Annotated in this window: 17 protein-coding genes; 1 reads left to right on the top strand and 16 read right to left on the bottom strand. The window is 70.4% G+C overall.

Annotated elements, in window-relative coordinates; translation table 11 throughout:
- Positions 1 to 4: 4 nt before the first annotated feature.
- The 7 genes from sctR to D7Y11_RS05450 all read right to left on the bottom strand — a co-directional run bounded on the left by sctR (position 5) and on the right by D7Y11_RS05450 (position 4,810).
- Complete coding sequence (gene sctR / locus D7Y11_RS05480) at positions 5 to 730, bottom strand: type III secretion system export apparatus subunit SctR (protein ID WP_126933185.1); 726 nt, start codon at positions 728 to 730, stop codon at positions 5 to 7.
- Entirely contained in the window at positions 727 to 1,212 is a 486-nt protein-coding gene (locus D7Y11_RS05475; RefSeq protein WP_126933184.1) for a flagellar biosynthetic protein FliO, read from the bottom strand. Before D7Y11_RS05475 ends, sctR begins: the two co-directional genes overlap by 4 nt.
- Positions 1,209 to 2,315: a FliM/FliN family flagellar motor switch protein gene (locus D7Y11_RS05470; RefSeq protein WP_233607204.1), complete on the bottom strand. Its 1,107-nt coding sequence runs from the start codon at positions 2,313 to 2,315 to the stop codon at positions 1,209 to 1,211. Before D7Y11_RS05470 ends, D7Y11_RS05475 begins: the two co-directional genes overlap by 4 nt.
- Before the next feature lie 178 nt (positions 2,316 to 2,493).
- Positions 2,494 to 2,973: a hypothetical protein gene (locus D7Y11_RS05465; protein WP_120579521.1), complete on the bottom strand. Its 480-nt coding sequence runs from the start codon at positions 2,971 to 2,973 to the stop codon at positions 2,494 to 2,496.
- A gap of 7 nt (positions 2,974 to 2,980) precedes the next feature.
- Positions 2,981 to 3,796 (bottom strand): flagellar M-ring protein FliF, encoded by an 816-nt coding sequence (locus tag D7Y11_RS05460; RefSeq protein ID WP_126933182.1) that lies wholly within the window; start codon positions 3,794 to 3,796, stop codon positions 2,981 to 2,983.
- Positions 3,797 to 3,811: 15 nt separating this feature from the next.
- On the bottom strand, positions 3,812 to 4,300 hold the full coding sequence (locus D7Y11_RS05455) for an ATP-dependent helicase HrpB (protein ID WP_120579519.1): 489 nt from the start codon (positions 4,298 to 4,300) through the stop codon (positions 3,812 to 3,814).
- A gap of 12 nt (positions 4,301 to 4,312) precedes the next feature.
- On the bottom strand, positions 4,313 to 4,810 hold the full coding sequence (locus D7Y11_RS05450; protein ID WP_120579518.1) for a hypothetical protein: 498 nt from the start codon (positions 4,808 to 4,810) through the stop codon (positions 4,313 to 4,315).
- A gap of 226 nt (positions 4,811 to 5,036) precedes the next feature.
- Between D7Y11_RS05450 and D7Y11_RS05445 the strand changes: the two genes are divergently transcribed.
- Positions 5,037 to 5,369: a PilZ domain-containing protein gene (locus tag D7Y11_RS05445; protein WP_014398934.1), complete on the top strand. Its 333-nt coding sequence runs from the start codon at positions 5,037 to 5,039 to the stop codon at positions 5,367 to 5,369.
- Positions 5,370 to 5,387: 18 nt separating this feature from the next.
- Here D7Y11_RS05445 and D7Y11_RS05440 read toward each other — a convergent pair whose 3' ends face one another.
- The 9 genes from D7Y11_RS05440 to D7Y11_RS05400 all read right to left on the bottom strand — a co-directional run bounded on the left by D7Y11_RS05440 (position 5,388) and on the right by D7Y11_RS05400 (position 14,469).
- Positions 5,388 to 5,789 (bottom strand): response regulator, encoded by a 402-nt coding sequence (locus D7Y11_RS05440; protein WP_120566860.1) that lies wholly within the window; start codon positions 5,787 to 5,789, stop codon positions 5,388 to 5,390.
- A gap of 129 nt (positions 5,790 to 5,918) precedes the next feature.
- A complete protein-coding gene (locus D7Y11_RS05435; RefSeq protein ID WP_120579516.1) occupies positions 5,919 to 6,644 on the bottom strand; it encodes an SH3 domain-containing protein in 726 nt (241 codons plus the stop codon).
- The gene (locus D7Y11_RS05430; protein WP_126933181.1) at positions 6,644 to 8,521 is read right to left on the bottom strand and encodes a BatD family protein; all 1,878 of its coding nucleotides are present in this window, start codon (positions 8,519 to 8,521) and stop codon (positions 6,644 to 6,646) included. The genes D7Y11_RS05435 and D7Y11_RS05430 overlap by 1 nt, the downstream gene beginning before the upstream one ends.
- Positions 8,505 to 9,545, bottom strand: a complete 1,041-nt coding sequence (locus tag D7Y11_RS05425; protein ID WP_126933180.1) for a tetratricopeptide repeat protein — start codon at positions 9,543 to 9,545, stop codon at positions 8,505 to 8,507. Before D7Y11_RS05425 ends, D7Y11_RS05430 begins: the two co-directional genes overlap by 17 nt.
- Entirely contained in the window at positions 9,542 to 10,597 is a 1,056-nt protein-coding gene (locus tag D7Y11_RS05420) for a VWA domain-containing protein (RefSeq protein ID WP_120579529.1), read from the bottom strand. The genes D7Y11_RS05425 and D7Y11_RS05420 overlap by 4 nt, the downstream gene beginning before the upstream one ends.
- Entirely contained in the window at positions 10,597 to 11,607 is a 1,011-nt protein-coding gene (locus tag D7Y11_RS05415; protein WP_126933199.1) for a VWA domain-containing protein, read from the bottom strand. The genes D7Y11_RS05420 and D7Y11_RS05415 overlap by 1 nt, the downstream gene beginning before the upstream one ends.
- Positions 11,582 to 12,577: a hypothetical protein gene (locus tag D7Y11_RS05410; RefSeq protein ID WP_126933179.1), complete on the bottom strand. Its 996-nt coding sequence runs from the start codon at positions 12,575 to 12,577 to the stop codon at positions 11,582 to 11,584. Before D7Y11_RS05410 ends, D7Y11_RS05415 begins: the two co-directional genes overlap by 26 nt.
- Positions 12,574 to 13,455: a DUF58 domain-containing protein gene (locus D7Y11_RS05405; protein ID WP_121755349.1), complete on the bottom strand. Its 882-nt coding sequence runs from the start codon at positions 13,453 to 13,455 to the stop codon at positions 12,574 to 12,576. The genes D7Y11_RS05410 and D7Y11_RS05405 overlap by 4 nt, the downstream gene beginning before the upstream one ends.
- A 24-nt stretch (positions 13,456 to 13,479) precedes the next feature.
- Positions 13,480 to 14,469, bottom strand: coding sequence for a MoxR family ATPase (locus tag D7Y11_RS05400; protein WP_120579511.1), 990 nt, complete (start codon positions 14,467 to 14,469; stop codon positions 13,480 to 13,482).
- Positions 14,470 to 14,591 lie beyond the last annotated feature (122 nt).

Below are 14,591 nucleotides of genomic sequence, written 5' to 3'. Positions count from 1 at the left end.
GGCGTCACCGGTAGCCGAGGATGAGTCCCCGCGCGAGCAGGGCCCAGCCATCCACGGCGACGAAGAGGAGGATCTTGAAGGGCAGGCTCACCTGGCCCGGCGACAACGTCTGCATGCCCAACGCGAGCAATACGTTGGCGATGACCATGTCGAGCACCAGGAAGGGCAAGAAGACGATGAAGCCAATCTGGAAGGCTTCCTTCAGCTCGGTGATGACGAAGGCCGGGATGACGACGAACAGGTCCGTCTCCTGCACCTGCTCGGCTTCCTCGGGAGGACGCAGCTCGCGAGCCAGGTCCACGAAGCGGGCCCGTTCTTCCGGACCGCCATGCTTCATGAGGAAGGCGCGCAGGGGCTCCGTCACCTGCTTCGCGGCGGTGAGGATCTGCGCTCCGGAATGCACCTCGTCGTACGCCGCCTGCCCCGCGTCGTACATGCGCTCCATCACCGGCGCCATGATGTGCCCCGTCAGCACCACCGCGAGCCCCGTGAGCACCAGCGTCGGCGGTGCCTGCTGCGTGCCCATCGCCGAGCGGGCCAGGGAAAGCACCACGGCGATCTTCGAGAAGCTCGTTAGCATCAGCACCGCGAACGGCAGCAGCGACAAGAGCGCGAGCATCCCCATCATCGCCAGCGGACTGCCGGCATAGGAGGCCTGCGACAGGGACTGCTCCGCGGCGAACGCGCTCGCGGGCAGGAGTACTCCGCATCCCAATCCGAGGGCCTTCATCCCCCACCCCGCTTCCGGAGTGCGCCACACGCCGTCTGTGTCTGTCGCGCGCGAGGAAAGAGCACCGTCGGCTCCAGGTCGAACCGGGGCTTCACCGTAGGACCGGGCGTGGCGCCGGGCAGGACCGCCATGGCCCGGGGCTCATGGATCTCCGCGAAGGTGTCGCCGTAGGCCACGAGGTAGCGCCTTCCATCCGCCTCCACGAGCGCGAGGCCACAGCGCTGGGAAAGCCCCGTCCGCGAGACGATGCTCAGGGGCTCCGGAGCGGCCGCAGCAGCACGCGCAGCCATGCCTCCCTTGCGGAGCAACACCCAGCCCAGTCCGGCCAGCGCCATCGCGCCAATCAACAGACGCGAGGTGCCCACCAGCGACAGGCCTCCCAAGGGCGCGAGCGTCGCCAGCCCCACGAGCAGGGCTGACGCGAACAGCAACCTGCCGCGTGGGGAGAACGAGGACAGCAGCGTGTTCACGGGTGTGCTCACGGCAGCAACGCCAGGATGCGGGCGCCCACTTCGCCTTCGATCTCCACCAACTCCGCACGCGCAACCACGCGGTCACCCACGCGCAGCAGCACGGGGCTGCTCGCGTTCACGTGCAGGGGCAGCAACGTGCCCGGCTTCAGCGCGGCCAACTCCGCCAGGGGCAACATCAACCGCGTCAGCTCGATCTCCACATCCACAGGGAGCGGCGGCATCGCCTCGCTCCGCTTGTTCGTCGCCACCATGTCCGACTCCTGTCGGGCCGCGCGCGAGTGCACGCTCCCTGTCGAAAAGCCTTCCGCGAGAAACTCGCCCCGGAGCGAGAAGCCCCGGGTGATCAGCTGTCCCTGTCCCTCCACCCGGCCATCCCGGAGGCGCACGCCATCGAAGAGCACGACGTCTCCCGCGGACAGCGCATCCACCGCCGAGGCCTGCAGTGGACTGCGCCCCATGAGGCAGCGCGCGGGGACCGATGCCGCCAGCACCTGGGGCGCCACCGCGCCTCCTGACTCCGTAGGCAGTTCCTGGAACGCGGTCTGCACGGCACGGGAGGGCAGGAGCACCCGGCCTCCCACCGTCGCGCCCTCCACTGTCGCCGTCAGCAACACCGCCACGTAGGGCTGTCTCGGGTCGATTCGCGTCAGCACGTCACCGCGCCGCATCGACACCGCGGACAAACGAGGTCCCAGCCGTCGCACCCATTCGCCTTGCCCGCGCATCGCGGCCAGGGCGGACAGCAGCAGGTACACCAGCGTGGACTCTTCCAACCGGGTCAGCTCCGCCACGGGAGCCGGCCGCGGTCCCGTCCCCGCCAGCCTCGCCAGCGCCGCGAAGACCAGCGGCACCTCCAGCTCCACGATGGCGGTGCCCCCCACCGCGGACAGCTCCACCAGCGCGAACACCATTCCCATCGCCAGCTCGCGCTCCGGATGGACCGCCGCCGGCACCAGGTGCCCCTCCACATTGACCGCCGCGACCAGGTCCCGCGACAGCGCCGCGCCCACGTCACGCAGGAGCTCCGCGCCCCACCGTCCCACCTGGGGCCGCTGTCCCAGCACCAGGTGGGCTCGCGTCAGCCGGCGTGCTCCCGGGCGGAACGGACGCATGGGCTTCTTCGATGCGCTGGGGGACCTGACTGGATTCGTTTGCATCCGGAACTCCGGGACGGCGATGGGACACACGTCCCCTGTGCACGGCCATGACCAGGTGGCCGCCTCGTGGAATCAGGGTGTTGGCAGAGGATGGAGGTCCTTCTTCGGGATGGCCCTCCACGCCCGAGGACGCTCAGCGCAGGGCTTCGCGGATGCGCCGCTCCGCCAGGGCGGTCAGGGCCGGAGCGGCATCCGCTCGCGGTGCGGTCCCCTCCCACTGGGGAAACCGGCTGCGGTGGTACGGCGGAAGCCCGCGCAAGGATTCCTGGCGCAGGGCTTCGGGAGCTGTCTCCAGGAAGAGCGCCAACCGGTTCGCGCCGTCCGCCCGCTCGCCGAACTCCACCGACACTTTCGCCTGCCGCTGGGCGGAGGGCATGGCTACGAAGCGCTCCAGGTGGCGCAGCGCCCTGCCCGCTTCGGCATCCACCAGTCCTCCCAGCAGCTCCGCGGCACGCTCCCGCGCCAGGACACAGACGACCAGCGCGATGCGTTCCAGGGGCAGGGACAACGCAGGCAGCGTGACCTCCGCCACCGGGGCCCGCGGTGCTTCCTTCCTCGCGGGCAGGAGCTTCCGGGCCTTTCGTAGCACCCGCCCCACGCGTGTGACGTCCATGGCGTGCTCAGGCCAGCTTGCGCGTGGAGCCCGGGGTCACCACAGGCCGCGCGGGCGTGGGCGGTACAGGAGGCGCCGCGGGGGGCTGCTCCGCCAGGGCCCGGTAGTGCCTCCAGCGCAGCGTCGTCCAGACGAGCGCTCCGGACAGGCCCGTCACCAGCACGCCCAGCAGGGCGAGCACCACCCGCAGCCGCAGCGGGACGGGTCCTCCCTTCGGGGCCGGCGCCTCCACGTGCGTCGTCACCTCGTCCACCAGCAGCGATACCGCCTCCGGTGACAGCCCCTCCACACCTCCCGCGATGAGCTCACGCAGCATGTCCGCCGACTTGCGCACGCGCGTCGCCCCACCGGGCGCCGTGCGCAGCATGGCCGAGGCCTTAGAGGGCGCGGGAGCCTGTCCTGGCCTCGGCGGCGGCGGGACCACCAGGTGCACTCGCGCCAGCAGCACTCCGTCCACCGTCTGGAGCGTCCTCTCCAACTCCCGCTCCATTCCCCGGACGCGGCAGACCTGCTCCTCCAGCGGCGAGCGCACGAGCCCGCTTCCGCCAAACACGTCGCAGCCCGTCTCCGCCGCGAGCCGGGGCAACCCCAGCTCCGCCAGGATGCGCACCGCATCCGACGACTGCGCGTCCGTCACCTCGATGGCCCAGGTGGGTTTCTTGCCCGGCTCGGGCACCTTGCGCGCGTCGAGCCCCCGCTCGACGAGCACTGTCTGCAGTTCGTTGGCCTGACGCTCGTCGAGGCCGTGCTGGATGCGCTCCCGGCACGCCGAGGCGCCCAGGAGCAGGAGGAAACAGAGACAACGAAGGGGAGCGGAACGCATGGAAGGAAGGACTCCTCAAACCTGGGTCTGGAGGACCTGTTTGACGCCGCCGGTGGCCTTCTCGACGACCTTGCCGGCGAGATCGAGCTCCTGACTGGCGCGGTAGACATGGGCCTGGAGCGCGAGCAACTCCGAGGGACTGAACGTGCGGCCGGACTCGGCGAGCTTCAGGATGTGGTCCAGCCGCTGCTGCGCCTGCCCCACGCGGTCCAACACCTCCACCGCTTGCTGACTGCGCGCGGCCTGGGCCGAATCCACTCGGGCCCCCGGCTTCACCTCCGCGCAGCCCGCTTTCGCCCGCTCCACGCCGTCCGCACGCGACGCGCCGGCGGTGGCCTCAGAGGGTGTGCGCACCGGCTTCGGCGGCCCCTCCGTCGTCACCGGCACGGGGCGCGACTGGGGCGTACGCGCGCCCTCCAGCACCTTGCCGAACGTCTCCCTGCTGGACTCCACCGCGGGCGAAGGGCCCGCACCGCCCACGGCTCCCAACTTGTCGATGGCCATCGCGAACGCGCCTCAGCGGATGTTGTTGATGGCGGCCTTCGCCGAGTCGTGGCGGACCTTCATGATGTTGGAGATGGCGTTGTGCTCGCGGCTCTCCTTCTGCATCTCGTTCTGGAGAGCCACATAGGCCATGTTGAACTTCTGGCCGTCCGAGGCCATCAGCTTCTGCGCCTCCAGCAGGTCCCACGCGTCCCCCTGCCCCGTCGCCGCGCTCCCCGTCGAAGCCGTCGTCCCCGCCGTGCTCGCGCGCGCCGACATCGCGGAGGCACCGCCCGCCGCCGGCACCGACGACACCGCTTCAGCCGGCACCGCCGCGGACACCGTGCCGCTCAGCGTGGACACCACCGCGCTGGAGATGGGACCTGACGGCAACATGCCGCCCACGAGCCCCGCGCCCGTACGCACCACTTCGCGCGCCGCTCGCGCCAGCGTGGGGCCGAACTCCGTCTTCGGCGTCTGGCGCGCGATGGACGGGGCGATGCTCAACGACGGGATGCGACGGTCTTCCAAGGGGTGCCTCCGGCAGGGATTCGCCGGGGTTGCCTTCCACCGTCCGTGCCAGGGGCCAACCCCTTGAAACGACAGGGGCGCGCTCCGTCACCTCCGTGCCAGGCGTCTCCGCGGCGCGCGCGCTACGTCCACGGCGCGGGACGGCGGGCGAAAACCCGAAAACTTGCCACCGCTCCAACCTGCATCACAGTTGTCGCGTCCTGTCGCACCCGAAGGTGAGCACCCGATGATGAACCCCTCCAACGGTCCCCGTCCGAACGAGCGCGAGCGCTACCACCCGCGCGTCGAAGCCCGGCTCCAGGTGAAGGTGCTCTTGTCGGGCCGCACCGTGACGGCTCAGGCGCGCGACATCTCCATGAACGGCCTGTTCCTCCAGGCCCACCCAGCGGACTCGCAGCGCGCGCTCACCATCGCCCTGCCGCTGCCGGGCGACCGGGAGCTCGTCACCATGTGCACCATCCGCCGCCGGGAAGTGGACGGCGTCGCGCTGGAGTTTGGCGAGCTGGACTGGGACGACCTCATCGCCCTGGCCCGCTTCCTCCACCCTCACCTGCCGTAAGGGCCTTGCGGAGGAGCGTCAGTCCGCGGCCGAACGGGCCGTGCGCAGACGCTCCACCAGGTCCATCAGCTCCGCGCCGCGGAAGGGCTTGTGGATGTAGCCGTCCGCGCCCGCCTGCGTCGCGCTCGCCACGTCCGCCTTCTTCGCCTTCGCGGTGAGCATGTAGAGCGGCACCTTCGCCGTGGCCGGGTCGCTCTTCAGGATGCGGCACACGGAGACGCCGTCCAGCTGCGGCAGCACCACGTCCATCAGGATGAGGTGGAAGTCGCGGTCGCGGGCCAGCTTCAGGCCCTCGATGCCATTGGCCGCGCAAACCACGTCCACCGCGCCGTCGCTCAACATGGAGCGAACCAGCTCGCGGATGACGGGCTCGTCCTCAACGAGCAGGATGTGGAAGGGCGCTTGCGCGTTGCCAGCCATGTTTCCTCGGGGCCCCTCGTAGGCCATTGCCCTGGCGACGTCCAGCGAAGCGACACCTCCCGGTAGCCCCTCTGTACGAAAGCGGTCCCCCGCCGGTTTTCCACGCGGGCGGGGTCGCTCCGGCCCCGCCTAGATTTCGGCCACGCCGTCGCGCTCGGCCCAGCCCTCCAGGCCGTTGGGCAGGCGGATGCGGACGTACTTCCCCGTCTCATCCAGGAGCTGCACCTTCAGGCCGGCGTGCACCTCGAAGAGGGAGCGCCCTTCCGAGCGAGGCAGCTCCCGCGCCACCAGCGTGGGCGCCAGCACCACGGCCTCATGCACGTTCTGGTGGACCCAGATGTGCGCGCCCAGGAGCAGCGCCGCCGGCACCGCCGCCGTGAGGCAGAGGCCCGCCACCACCGCCACCGCCGTGCGCCGCATCGAGGGGAAGGCGCGCCGGAAGAGCAGCAGCGCGAAGCCCACCAGCCACGCGACGAAGAAGACCCAGGCCACGGCCGCGCCATCCGTCGCCGCCGCCAGCCGGGGGAGGAAGGCCTCGTCCGCGGAGGCGCCCACGACCTTGTCCACCTGCCGCGCCCTCGCCAGGGCCAGGTTGGCCTCCAGGTCCTCGGCGCGTCCGCCCTGCTTCCGGGCCTGCTCCAGCGACAGTACCGCGCGGCCCAGGTCGCCGCGGGCCAGGTGCGTGGTGCCCAGGTTGTAGAGCACGTCCGGTCCGCCGAAGCCGTGGGCGATGAGCTTCTCGTACTGGGCCTGCGCGTTGGCGTAGTCCTCGCGGCCATACGCGTCGTTGGCCTGCTGGAAGACGGCCTCTGCTTCCTCGGCGGTGTAGTAGCCCTGCGTCGCCGCGTCGCTCATCACGCCCAGCCTTCCATCACCGCCGCCGCGGTCGCCAGCACCTTGCGCCGCTCACCCGGGTCCACCCCGCCGCCGTAGCGTCCCAGGTCGCAGGCCTCCAGCACGAAGTGCACTCGCGAGCGCCGCTCCGCGTCCACGCCCGCCGCCGCCAGCTTCTCCCCGAGCGCCTCGCGCGTCAGCCCGCCCACGGGGAAGCCCAGCTGGGCCTCCAGGAAGCCCACCATCGCCCGCTCCACCTCCACGTAGAACGCGCCCGAGTCCGAGCCAGCCTTGAGCTTCTCCGCCTCCGCCAGCCTCTTGCGCGCGGCCTTCGCCTGCTGACGGCCCCGGCCCGCCTCGGAGCGCGTGGCCAGCCGGCCGCGCATGCCGCCCATGAACGCCACGCCCGCCAGCAGGCCCAACGGCGCCAGCACACCCGCGACGAAGAAGGGCCGCGTCCACACGGGCTGCGACGGCTCCACGAAGTGGGCCCGAGCGCGCACAGGACGCAGTCCCCCGGTGGTGAGCACGTTCTTCTGCTCGTTGGCCGCGTCCGCCATCTGGGAGGGCGTCATCGTCGACGGCAGCGAGGACACCCCGCCCGCTCCCGCCTCCACGGTGATGGTCACGGGGTCCGTGCGCGCCGTCTCGTACTGACGCCGCGACGGGTCGAAGTACGGGAAGCGCAGCTCCGGCAGCGTGAAGGTGCCCGTGCGCTGCGGCATCACCAGGTACTCCACCACGCGGCGGCCCTGGATGCGGTTGCGGTTGGGCGTGAGCCGGTCCGTCGTCGTGGGCTCATAGATTTTCAGCGAGGCCGGGCCGGTGAGCTTCGGCGGGGTGACGTTCTTCACGTTGCCCTGCCCCTCCAGGATGACCTTCACCGTGATGGGCTGCCCCAGCTCCACGCGCGTCTGCGACACGTCCAGCGACATGCGCCACGAGCCCACGTTCGCGTTGGACATGTTCGGCGGCGCGCCGTTCGGCAGGGGCCGCACCTTCACCTTCAGGCCGTTGGAGACGCGGTGCACGCGGTGGCCCGCGAAGAGGAAGCCCGTGGTGATGTCCGCCTCCGCCGGGGTGATCAGCAGCGTGCCGGACTTCACCGGGAACAGCGCGCGGCGGCGCAGCAGGTAGGCGCGGTAAGGGATACCGTCCACCACCTTCTGCTCGCCCGTGAGCTGCGTGGGGCTCTCCACCTCTTCGGTCCAGAAGCCCTCCAGCTTGGGCATCGTCACCGCGTCCACGCTGGACAGGTCCACGCGCGAGTAGATGTAGAGCGACAGCGTGGCCTGCTCGCCCACGTAGAGGTCGTCGCGGTCCAGGCTCGCGCGCAGGAACAGGTCCGAGTCCCCGCGCGGAATCACCGGTTCGTCGTCCCGAGTGTCCGAGTCGTCGTCCCCGAACGGGTCCGGCATGTTGCGGAAGTTGCGGAACGGATCCGGTAGCTGCTGCCTGCCGCCCTGCTGCGCCTGGGGCGCGTTGCCCACGCGGCCTTCGCGCACGGTCAACGGCACGGCGTCCGTGCGGTACGTGCGGCCTCCCGCGGTGAGCGTGGAGGGCGGAATGGTGAGCTTGCCCGCGCGCAGCGGGCGCATCAGCAGCTCGTGGCGGGTGATGTCCTGGATGACGGCGGGGCCGCCTCCGGACAACGAGATGGAGCGCTGGCTGCCGCGCGACGAAGAGAGCACCTCGAAGTCGTTGGACGCGGGCAGGCGCACCTGGGCGTTGGACGGCGCGTCCACCATCACCACGGTGAGCTTGAAGGTGTCGTCGGTGCCCACCTCGGTGCGGTCCACCGTCTGGTAGAACTCGATGTCCGCCGCCCACGCCGGCGCAGTGGCCAGGAGGGCGAGCACGGCGAGCAGCGCCGTGCGTCCGCTACCAGTCCTTCTCATTGGGCTTCCTCTGCTTCTTCTTCTGCTGGAAACGCCAGAGCTGGAGATTCTTCTCGTTCTGCTTCATCGCATCCAGCAGGCGCTCGGCCTCCTGCCGGTCGACGTCGCCCGGCGAACTTCCGCCGTCGCGCGGGTTGGATTCCGTCTCCTCCTCGCTCTCGCTGCCGCCGTCCGCGCCGCCATCGCGCGAGTCGCCTTCGCCCTCGTCCTGGCCTCCGTCGCCCTGGCCACCATCTCCGCCGCCGTCGCTGGGACCGCCATCGCCGCCGCCGTCCTGCCCCCCATCCGAACCCCCGTCACCGGGCCCGGCATCGCCGCCGCCGCCGTCCGCGCCGCCGTCCTGACCACCATCCTGCCCGCCGCCGTCCTGGCCTCCGTCAGCCCCGCCATCCACCCCACCGTCGGCGCCGCCATCCGAACCGCCGTCCTGGCCTCCGTCCTGCGGCGTGCCGCCGTCACCCTTCTGGCCGCCGTCCTCGCCCGCGTCCGGACGTCCGCCGTCGTTGCCGCCGTCCTGGCCTCCGTCGGTGCCGCCATCCGGGCCGTTCTGGGGCGGAGGCAGGTCGCGCAGCACCACCTCGTAGTTGTGCCGGGCCTGCGGATCCGTGGGATCCAACGTGAGCGCCTTGCGGTAGGACTTGAGCGCCTCCGAGCGGTCACCCGCCGTGGCCGCGAGGTTGCCCAGGTTGTACCAGCTCTTCTGCGCCAGGTCGGGCTGGCGCGAGGACTCCGCCACCTGCTTGAAGGCCTCGCGCGCTTCCGCCGAGCGGCCCAGCTTCGCCAGCGCGTCCGCGCGGTTGAACTCCACCGTCGGATCATTGGGCCGCTCCTTCTTCGCGGCCTCGAAGTCCCGGAGCGCGTCCTCGTAGCGTCCGGCCGAGTAGGCCTCGCGCCCGCGCTGCACCAGCGGGTGGTCCTTCTCCAGCGGCCCCACCGCCCACGCGGGCGAAGGCAGCGCCAGCAGTCCCGCCAGGCCCACCGCCATCGCTCGCGCCGCGCGCCGCCGCATCGGTTGCGTGCTCATGCGGCCCTCCGGCGCGAAGGGATGAGCGCCATGCCCAACACCAGCAACACCAGGCCGGGGACGGCGAACCACTGGAAGCGCTCGTCGTAGCGGACCGTCACGCGGCTCTCCAGCTCGCTCTTCTGCAACTGGTCGATGCGCTCCACCACCTGTCCCATGGCCACGCCGTTGGGCTGGTAGAAGAAGGCGCCACCCGTGGCGTCCGCGATGGCCGTGAGGCCCGCGCGGTCCAGGCGCGTGATGACCGTGTCGCCGTTGGAGTCCTTCTTGTAGTCCACGAACTCGCCGCGCCGGTCGTAGACGGGGATGGGCTCACCGGAGTCCGAACCCACGCCCACCGCGAGCACCTGGACACGCGCGTCCTTGAGCGCCTCCGTGGCCTCGCGCACGTCGCCCGTGAGGTCCTCGCCATCCGACAGCAGCACCACCACGCGCTCCTTGGAGCCCCGGTCCGCGTTGTCCAGCACCTGCTTGGCCAGCCGCAGCGCCGCGCCCACGTTCGTGCCGCCCTGGGGCATCGCGTCCGGCTCCACCGCGCGCAGGAACAACTTCACCGCCGAATAGTCCGACGTGAGCGGCGACTGCACGAACGCATCGCCCGCGAACACCACCAGGCCCGCGCGGTCGCCCTTCAGCTCATCCAGCAGCGTGTTGAGCTCCAGCCGCGCGCGGTCCAACCGGCTGGGCTGCACGTCACGCGCGAGCATGGACTTGGACGCATCCAGCGCCACCACCACGTCGATGCCCCGGCGCTTCGTCAGTTCGCTCTTCGTGCCGCACTGGGGCTGCGCGAGCGCGAGCCCGAACAACATCAGCCCCAGCCCGTACAGGCCGCCCTGCACCGCCGGCCGCCACACGGACACGCCGGGCGCGAGCGCCGTCACGTGGCGCTCCGCGATGAGCGCCGACAGCCGCGTCCTGCGGCCCAGCGCCTTGAGCAGCGCGAGCACCCCCAACAGCAGACCCACCAGCAGCAGCCCCAGGTACAGCGGCTGCGCCAGGCCCACCTGGTAACCCAGGAGCGTGAAGCGCCAGGCCTCCATCGTGGGCATCATGGGAACACCCGCAGGATGGTGGCGCGCAGCAGCAGCTCCAGCGCGGCGAGCCCGAAGGCCACCAGCAGGAACGGGTGGAAGTTCTCCTTGTAGGTGGCGCTGGCGCCGCCCTCCATCAGCTTCGAGCGCTCCAGCGCGTCCAGCACCTTCTGCAGACCCCGCTTGAGGCCTTCAGGGTCGGTGGCGCGGTAGTACTCGCCGCCGGTGCGGTCCGCGATGTCCTGCATCAGCTCCGGGTTGATGGGGATCTCCGTCTCGCGCCACACGGTGTTGCCGAACAGGTCCGTGCCCTGGGGGAAGGGCACCTTGCCGCCCTTGCCTACCAGGATGGTGTAGATGGGGATGTGGAGCGACGCGGCCATGTTCGCCGCGTCCAGCGGGGAGATTTTCCCGGCGTTGTTGTCACCGTCCGTGATCAGCACCACCACGCGGCTCTTCGCGTCGGAGTCGCGCAGGCGGTTGAGCGACGTGGCGATGGCGTCACCAATGGCCGTGCCGTCCTCCAACACGCGGGTGCGCAGCTGCTTGAGCACTTCCTTCAGCACGCCGTAGTCCAGCGTCAGCGGGGACTGCGTGTATGCGGCGCCGGAGAACACCACCAGGCCCAGGCGGTCGTTCACGCGGCCGGAGATGAACTCGGTCAGCACTTCCTTCGCCACGTTGAGGCGGTTCTGCGGACGGAAGTCACCGGCCTCCATGGACGTGGACAGGTCCAGCGCCACCACGATGTCGATGCCCTCCACCGACAGGTCGCGCACGCGCGAGTCGCGCGACTGCGGCCGGGCGATGGCCACCACCGCCGCCACCAGCGCCGCCACGCGCAGGAGGGGCAAGAGCGGCAGCAGGTACGTGCGGAAGCCCCGGCCGCCCTTCGCGAAGACGTGCGCGGCGGAGAAGCGCAGCGTGGCGCGACGCTTGCGTTCCCAGAACGCGAGCGCCAGCAGCAGCGGCGCCAACAGCAGGGCCCAGAGTGCCTCCGGGTTATTGAACGCGAGGTCCGGGGGCAGCATCGGGCTTGGGGGGAGCGGGAGGAACGTACGTTTTCGAGAGCAGGTCGTAGCCGAAGGCCAGCGCCTGATTGCAGGATTCAGGGGACGCGTCGGCGCGGGCGTACTTCACCATGTCCGACTCGGAGACGAAGCGCATCAGCGCGTCCTCCGGCAGGCCCGGCGTGGGCAGCTTGCGCAGGGACGCCATCAATTCGGACGACGTGCACTCCAGGGCCTCGAAGCCGTAGCGCTCGCCCAGGTAGCCGCGCACGATTTCGGAGAGGCGGAAGTAGAAGTCCTTCACGTGGCCGCGGCCGGGCAGGTCCTCGCGCTTGAGCGCGTCCAGGGACTGGCGCACGCGCACGTCCAGCGGCAGCACCGGAACCACCTTCTCGCGCTTGGGCCGGCGCTGCCACCAGCGCACCAGCATCCAGGCCGCGACGGCCACCGCCAGCGCCACCGCCAGCGCGTAGAGCAGCGTCCAGGAGCGGATGGGCACTTCCTGCGGGGGCTGGTAGTCGAACAGCTCCGCGCCCTGCCCCTGCGCGTCCGGCGGCAGCGTGGAGGTCACCTCCACCGTCTTGCCCTTGAGCACGAAGCGGCGCGGTCCCTCCGGCGTCGCCACGTCGAAGGCGAGGTCGGGCAGCTGCACGTCACCCAGCTCGAACGCGGAGAAGCGCAGGCCGAACGTCGTGGTCGCGTCGTTCGCGTTGTCCTGGCGCTGGCGCGTCTGCTGGAGCAGCTCCACCGCGCTCTCACCCGTGGGCGCCACCAGTTCGTAGCGCTGGTCCTTGGGGTGCGTGAGCGTCACCTGGTAGGTGAAGGGTTCGCCGATGTGGACCGCTTCCGGCTCCACCCGCCCGGACGCGCCCGTGGGCGTCACCGTCTCCAGGGCGGCTTGGACCTGGGCCTTGGGCGCGGGGGCCTGGGCCCATGCGGCTGGCGCGCTGACGAAGAGGACGGCCGCGAGGATGAGCGCGTGTCTCATGCCGCCATCCTCCGGGCCCGCGCGCGGAAGAAGTTCGCCAGCGCCTTGCCGTGATCATCCCCGGCGCGCAGCTCCACGTGGTCCAGCTCCAGCTTCTTGAACAGCTTGCGGCGCTCGTCGCGCTGGGCCTGCATGGCGCGCATGAACTTGCCGCGCACGGCGGTGGAGCTGGTGTCCACCACGAAGCGCTCGCCCGTCTCCGGATCCTCCATCTCCACCAGGCCGTGGGCGGGGAAGCGCTGCTCCAGCGGATCCTCGATGACCACCGGCACCAGGTCGTGGCGGCGGCCCACCAGACGCAGCGGCTTCTCGTAGCCCGTGGCCATGAAGTCCGACACGAGGAACGTCACGGCCTTCCGCTTGGACACCTGCGTCAGGTACGTGAGCCCCGCGGACAGGTCCGTGCCGCGGCCCTTCGGCTTGAAGGTGAGGATGTCGCTCACGAGCCGCAGCACGTGCGTGCGGCCCTTGCGCGGCGGAACCACTTTCTCCACCCGGTCCGAGAAGAGGATGAGCCCCACGCGGTCGTTGTTCGCGATGGCGCTGAAGGCAATCTGCGCGGCCACCTCCGCGGCGACCTCCGCCTTGGTGCGTTCCTTGGAGCCGAACTCGTTGGAGGCAGACACGTCCACCAGGAGCATCACCGTGAGCTCGCGCTCCTCGGTGAAGACCTTGATGTAGGCCTCGTTCATGCGCGCGGTGACGTTCCAGTCGATGAAGCGGATCTCATCGCCGGGCTGGTATTGGCGCACCTCGGAGAAGGCCATGCCGCGGCCCTTGAACACCGAGTGGTACTGGCCGGCCAGCATGTCGGAGACCACCTTGCGGGTGCGGATCTCCAACTTGCGGATGCGGCGGATGAGGTCCTTGGGCAGCACGGGCGCGCTCTTACCTGGAGCTTCTCAGGGGACTTCCACGCGGTCGAAGACGCGCTGGATGATCTTCTCCTGGGTGAGTTCCTCGGCTTCCGCCTCGTAGGTCATCGCGATGCGGTGGCGGAGCACGTCGAAGGCGATGGCCTTCACGTCCTCCGGGGTGACGAAGCCGCGGTGGCGCAGGAACGCGTGCGCGCGGGCCGCCTGCGCGAGCGCGATGGTGGCGCGAGGTGAGGCCCCGAACTGGATGTAGTCCGCCAGGTCCTTGAGGCCGTAGCGCGCGGGCTCACGCGTGGCGAACACCACGTTGAGGATGTACTCCTTCACCTTCTCGTCCATGTAGATGGCGTGGACGAGTTCGCGGGCGCGCACCAGGTGCTCCAGCGCGATGACCCGCTGGACCTTGGGCGACGAGCCGCCGGACATCCGGTCCATGATGACCTTTTCTTCATCACGGGTCGGGTAGCCCACCTTCACCTTGAGCATGAAGCGGTCCACCTGCGCTTCGGGGAGGGGGTAGGTGCCCTCCTGCTCGATGGGGTTCATGGTGGCCAGCACCAGGAAGGGCGAGGGCAGGCCGAAGGTCTGGTCGCCGATGGTGACCTGGCGCTCGGCCATGGCCTCCAGGAGGGCGGACTGGACCTTGGCGGGGGCGCGGTTGATTTCGTCCGCGAGGACGATGTTCGCGAAGATGGGCCCCTTGCGGACGGTGAACGCGGCCGTCTGCTGGTTGTAGATCATCGTGCCGACGAGGTCCGCCGGCAGCAGGTCGGGCGTGAACTGCACGCGCATGAAGGTGGCGCTGAGCGAGTCCGCCACGGTGCGCACGGTCAGCGTCTTGGCGAGTCCGGGCACGCCCTCCAGGAGGACGTGGCCGTTGCACAAGAGGCCGATGAGGATGCGTTCGAGCATGTACCGCTGCCCGACGATGACCTTGCCGGTCTCCTGGTTGAGGACCTCGACGAAGCTGCTTTCCTGCTGCACGCGTTCAGTGAGCGCGCGAATGTCGGTGTTCATGTCCCCTCTGTCGGCCTGGGCGGCGGGCAGCCTAGGGTTCCCGGGCGTCCGGCTCAACACCGCTGTAGGCCAGACATTCCGTCAAGCCGCCCTGTCCCGTAAAGGGTCATCCTCCCATGTCC

This window comes from Corallococcus sp. AB018 (assembly GCF_003986945.1).
GTDB classification, from domain to species: Bacteria; Myxococcota; Myxococcia; order Myxococcales; family Myxococcaceae; genus Corallococcus; species Corallococcus exiguus.
The sequence above is the reverse complement of the archived record's forward strand: the minus strand, read 5'-3'. Positions and strand labels throughout refer to the sequence as shown.

Excerpts from the sequence above, each read along its gene's own strand:
- sctR (WP_126933185.1), bottom strand. The coding sequence starts at position 730 with ATGAAGGCCCTCGGATTGGGATGCGGAGTACTCCTGCCCGCGAGCGCG.
- D7Y11_RS05470 (WP_233607204.1), bottom strand. The coding sequence starts at position 2,315 with ATGCGTCCGTTCCGCCCGGGAGCACGCCGGCTGACGCGAGCCCACCTG.
- D7Y11_RS05465 (WP_120579521.1), bottom strand. The coding sequence starts at position 2,973 with ATGGACGTCACACGCGTGGGGCGGGTGCTACGAAAGGCCCGGAAGCTC.
- D7Y11_RS05460 (WP_126933182.1), bottom strand. The coding sequence starts at position 3,796 with ATGCGTTCCGCTCCCCTTCGTTGTCTCTGTTTCCTCCTGCTCCTGGGC.
- D7Y11_RS05455 (WP_120579519.1), bottom strand. The coding sequence starts at position 4,300 with ATGGCCATCGACAAGTTGGGAGCCGTGGGCGGTGCGGGCCCTTCGCCC.
- D7Y11_RS05445 (WP_014398934.1), top strand. The coding sequence starts at position 5,037 with ATGATGAACCCCTCCAACGGTCCCCGTCCGAACGAGCGCGAGCGCTAC.
- D7Y11_RS05440 (WP_120566860.1), bottom strand. The coding sequence starts at position 5,789 with ATGGCTGGCAACGCGCAAGCGCCCTTCCACATCCTGCTCGTTGAGGAC.
- D7Y11_RS05435 (WP_120579516.1), bottom strand. The coding sequence starts at position 6,644 with ATGAGCGACGCGGCGACGCAGGGCTACTACACCGCCGAGGAAGCAGAG.
- D7Y11_RS05430 (WP_126933181.1), bottom strand. The coding sequence starts at position 8,521 with ATGAGAAGGACTGGTAGCGGACGCACGGCGCTGCTCGCCGTGCTCGCC.
- D7Y11_RS05425 (WP_126933180.1), bottom strand. The coding sequence starts at position 9,545 with ATGAGCACGCAACCGATGCGGCGGCGCGCGGCGCGAGCGATGGCGGTG.
- D7Y11_RS05420 (WP_120579529.1), bottom strand. The coding sequence starts at position 10,597 with ATGCCCACGATGGAGGCCTGGCGCTTCACGCTCCTGGGTTACCAGGTG.
- D7Y11_RS05410 (WP_126933179.1), bottom strand. The coding sequence starts at position 12,577 with ATGAGACACGCGCTCATCCTCGCGGCCGTCCTCTTCGTCAGCGCGCCA.
- D7Y11_RS05400 (WP_120579511.1), bottom strand. The coding sequence starts at position 14,469 with ATGAACACCGACATTCGCGCGCTCACTGAACGCGTGCAGCAGGAAAGC.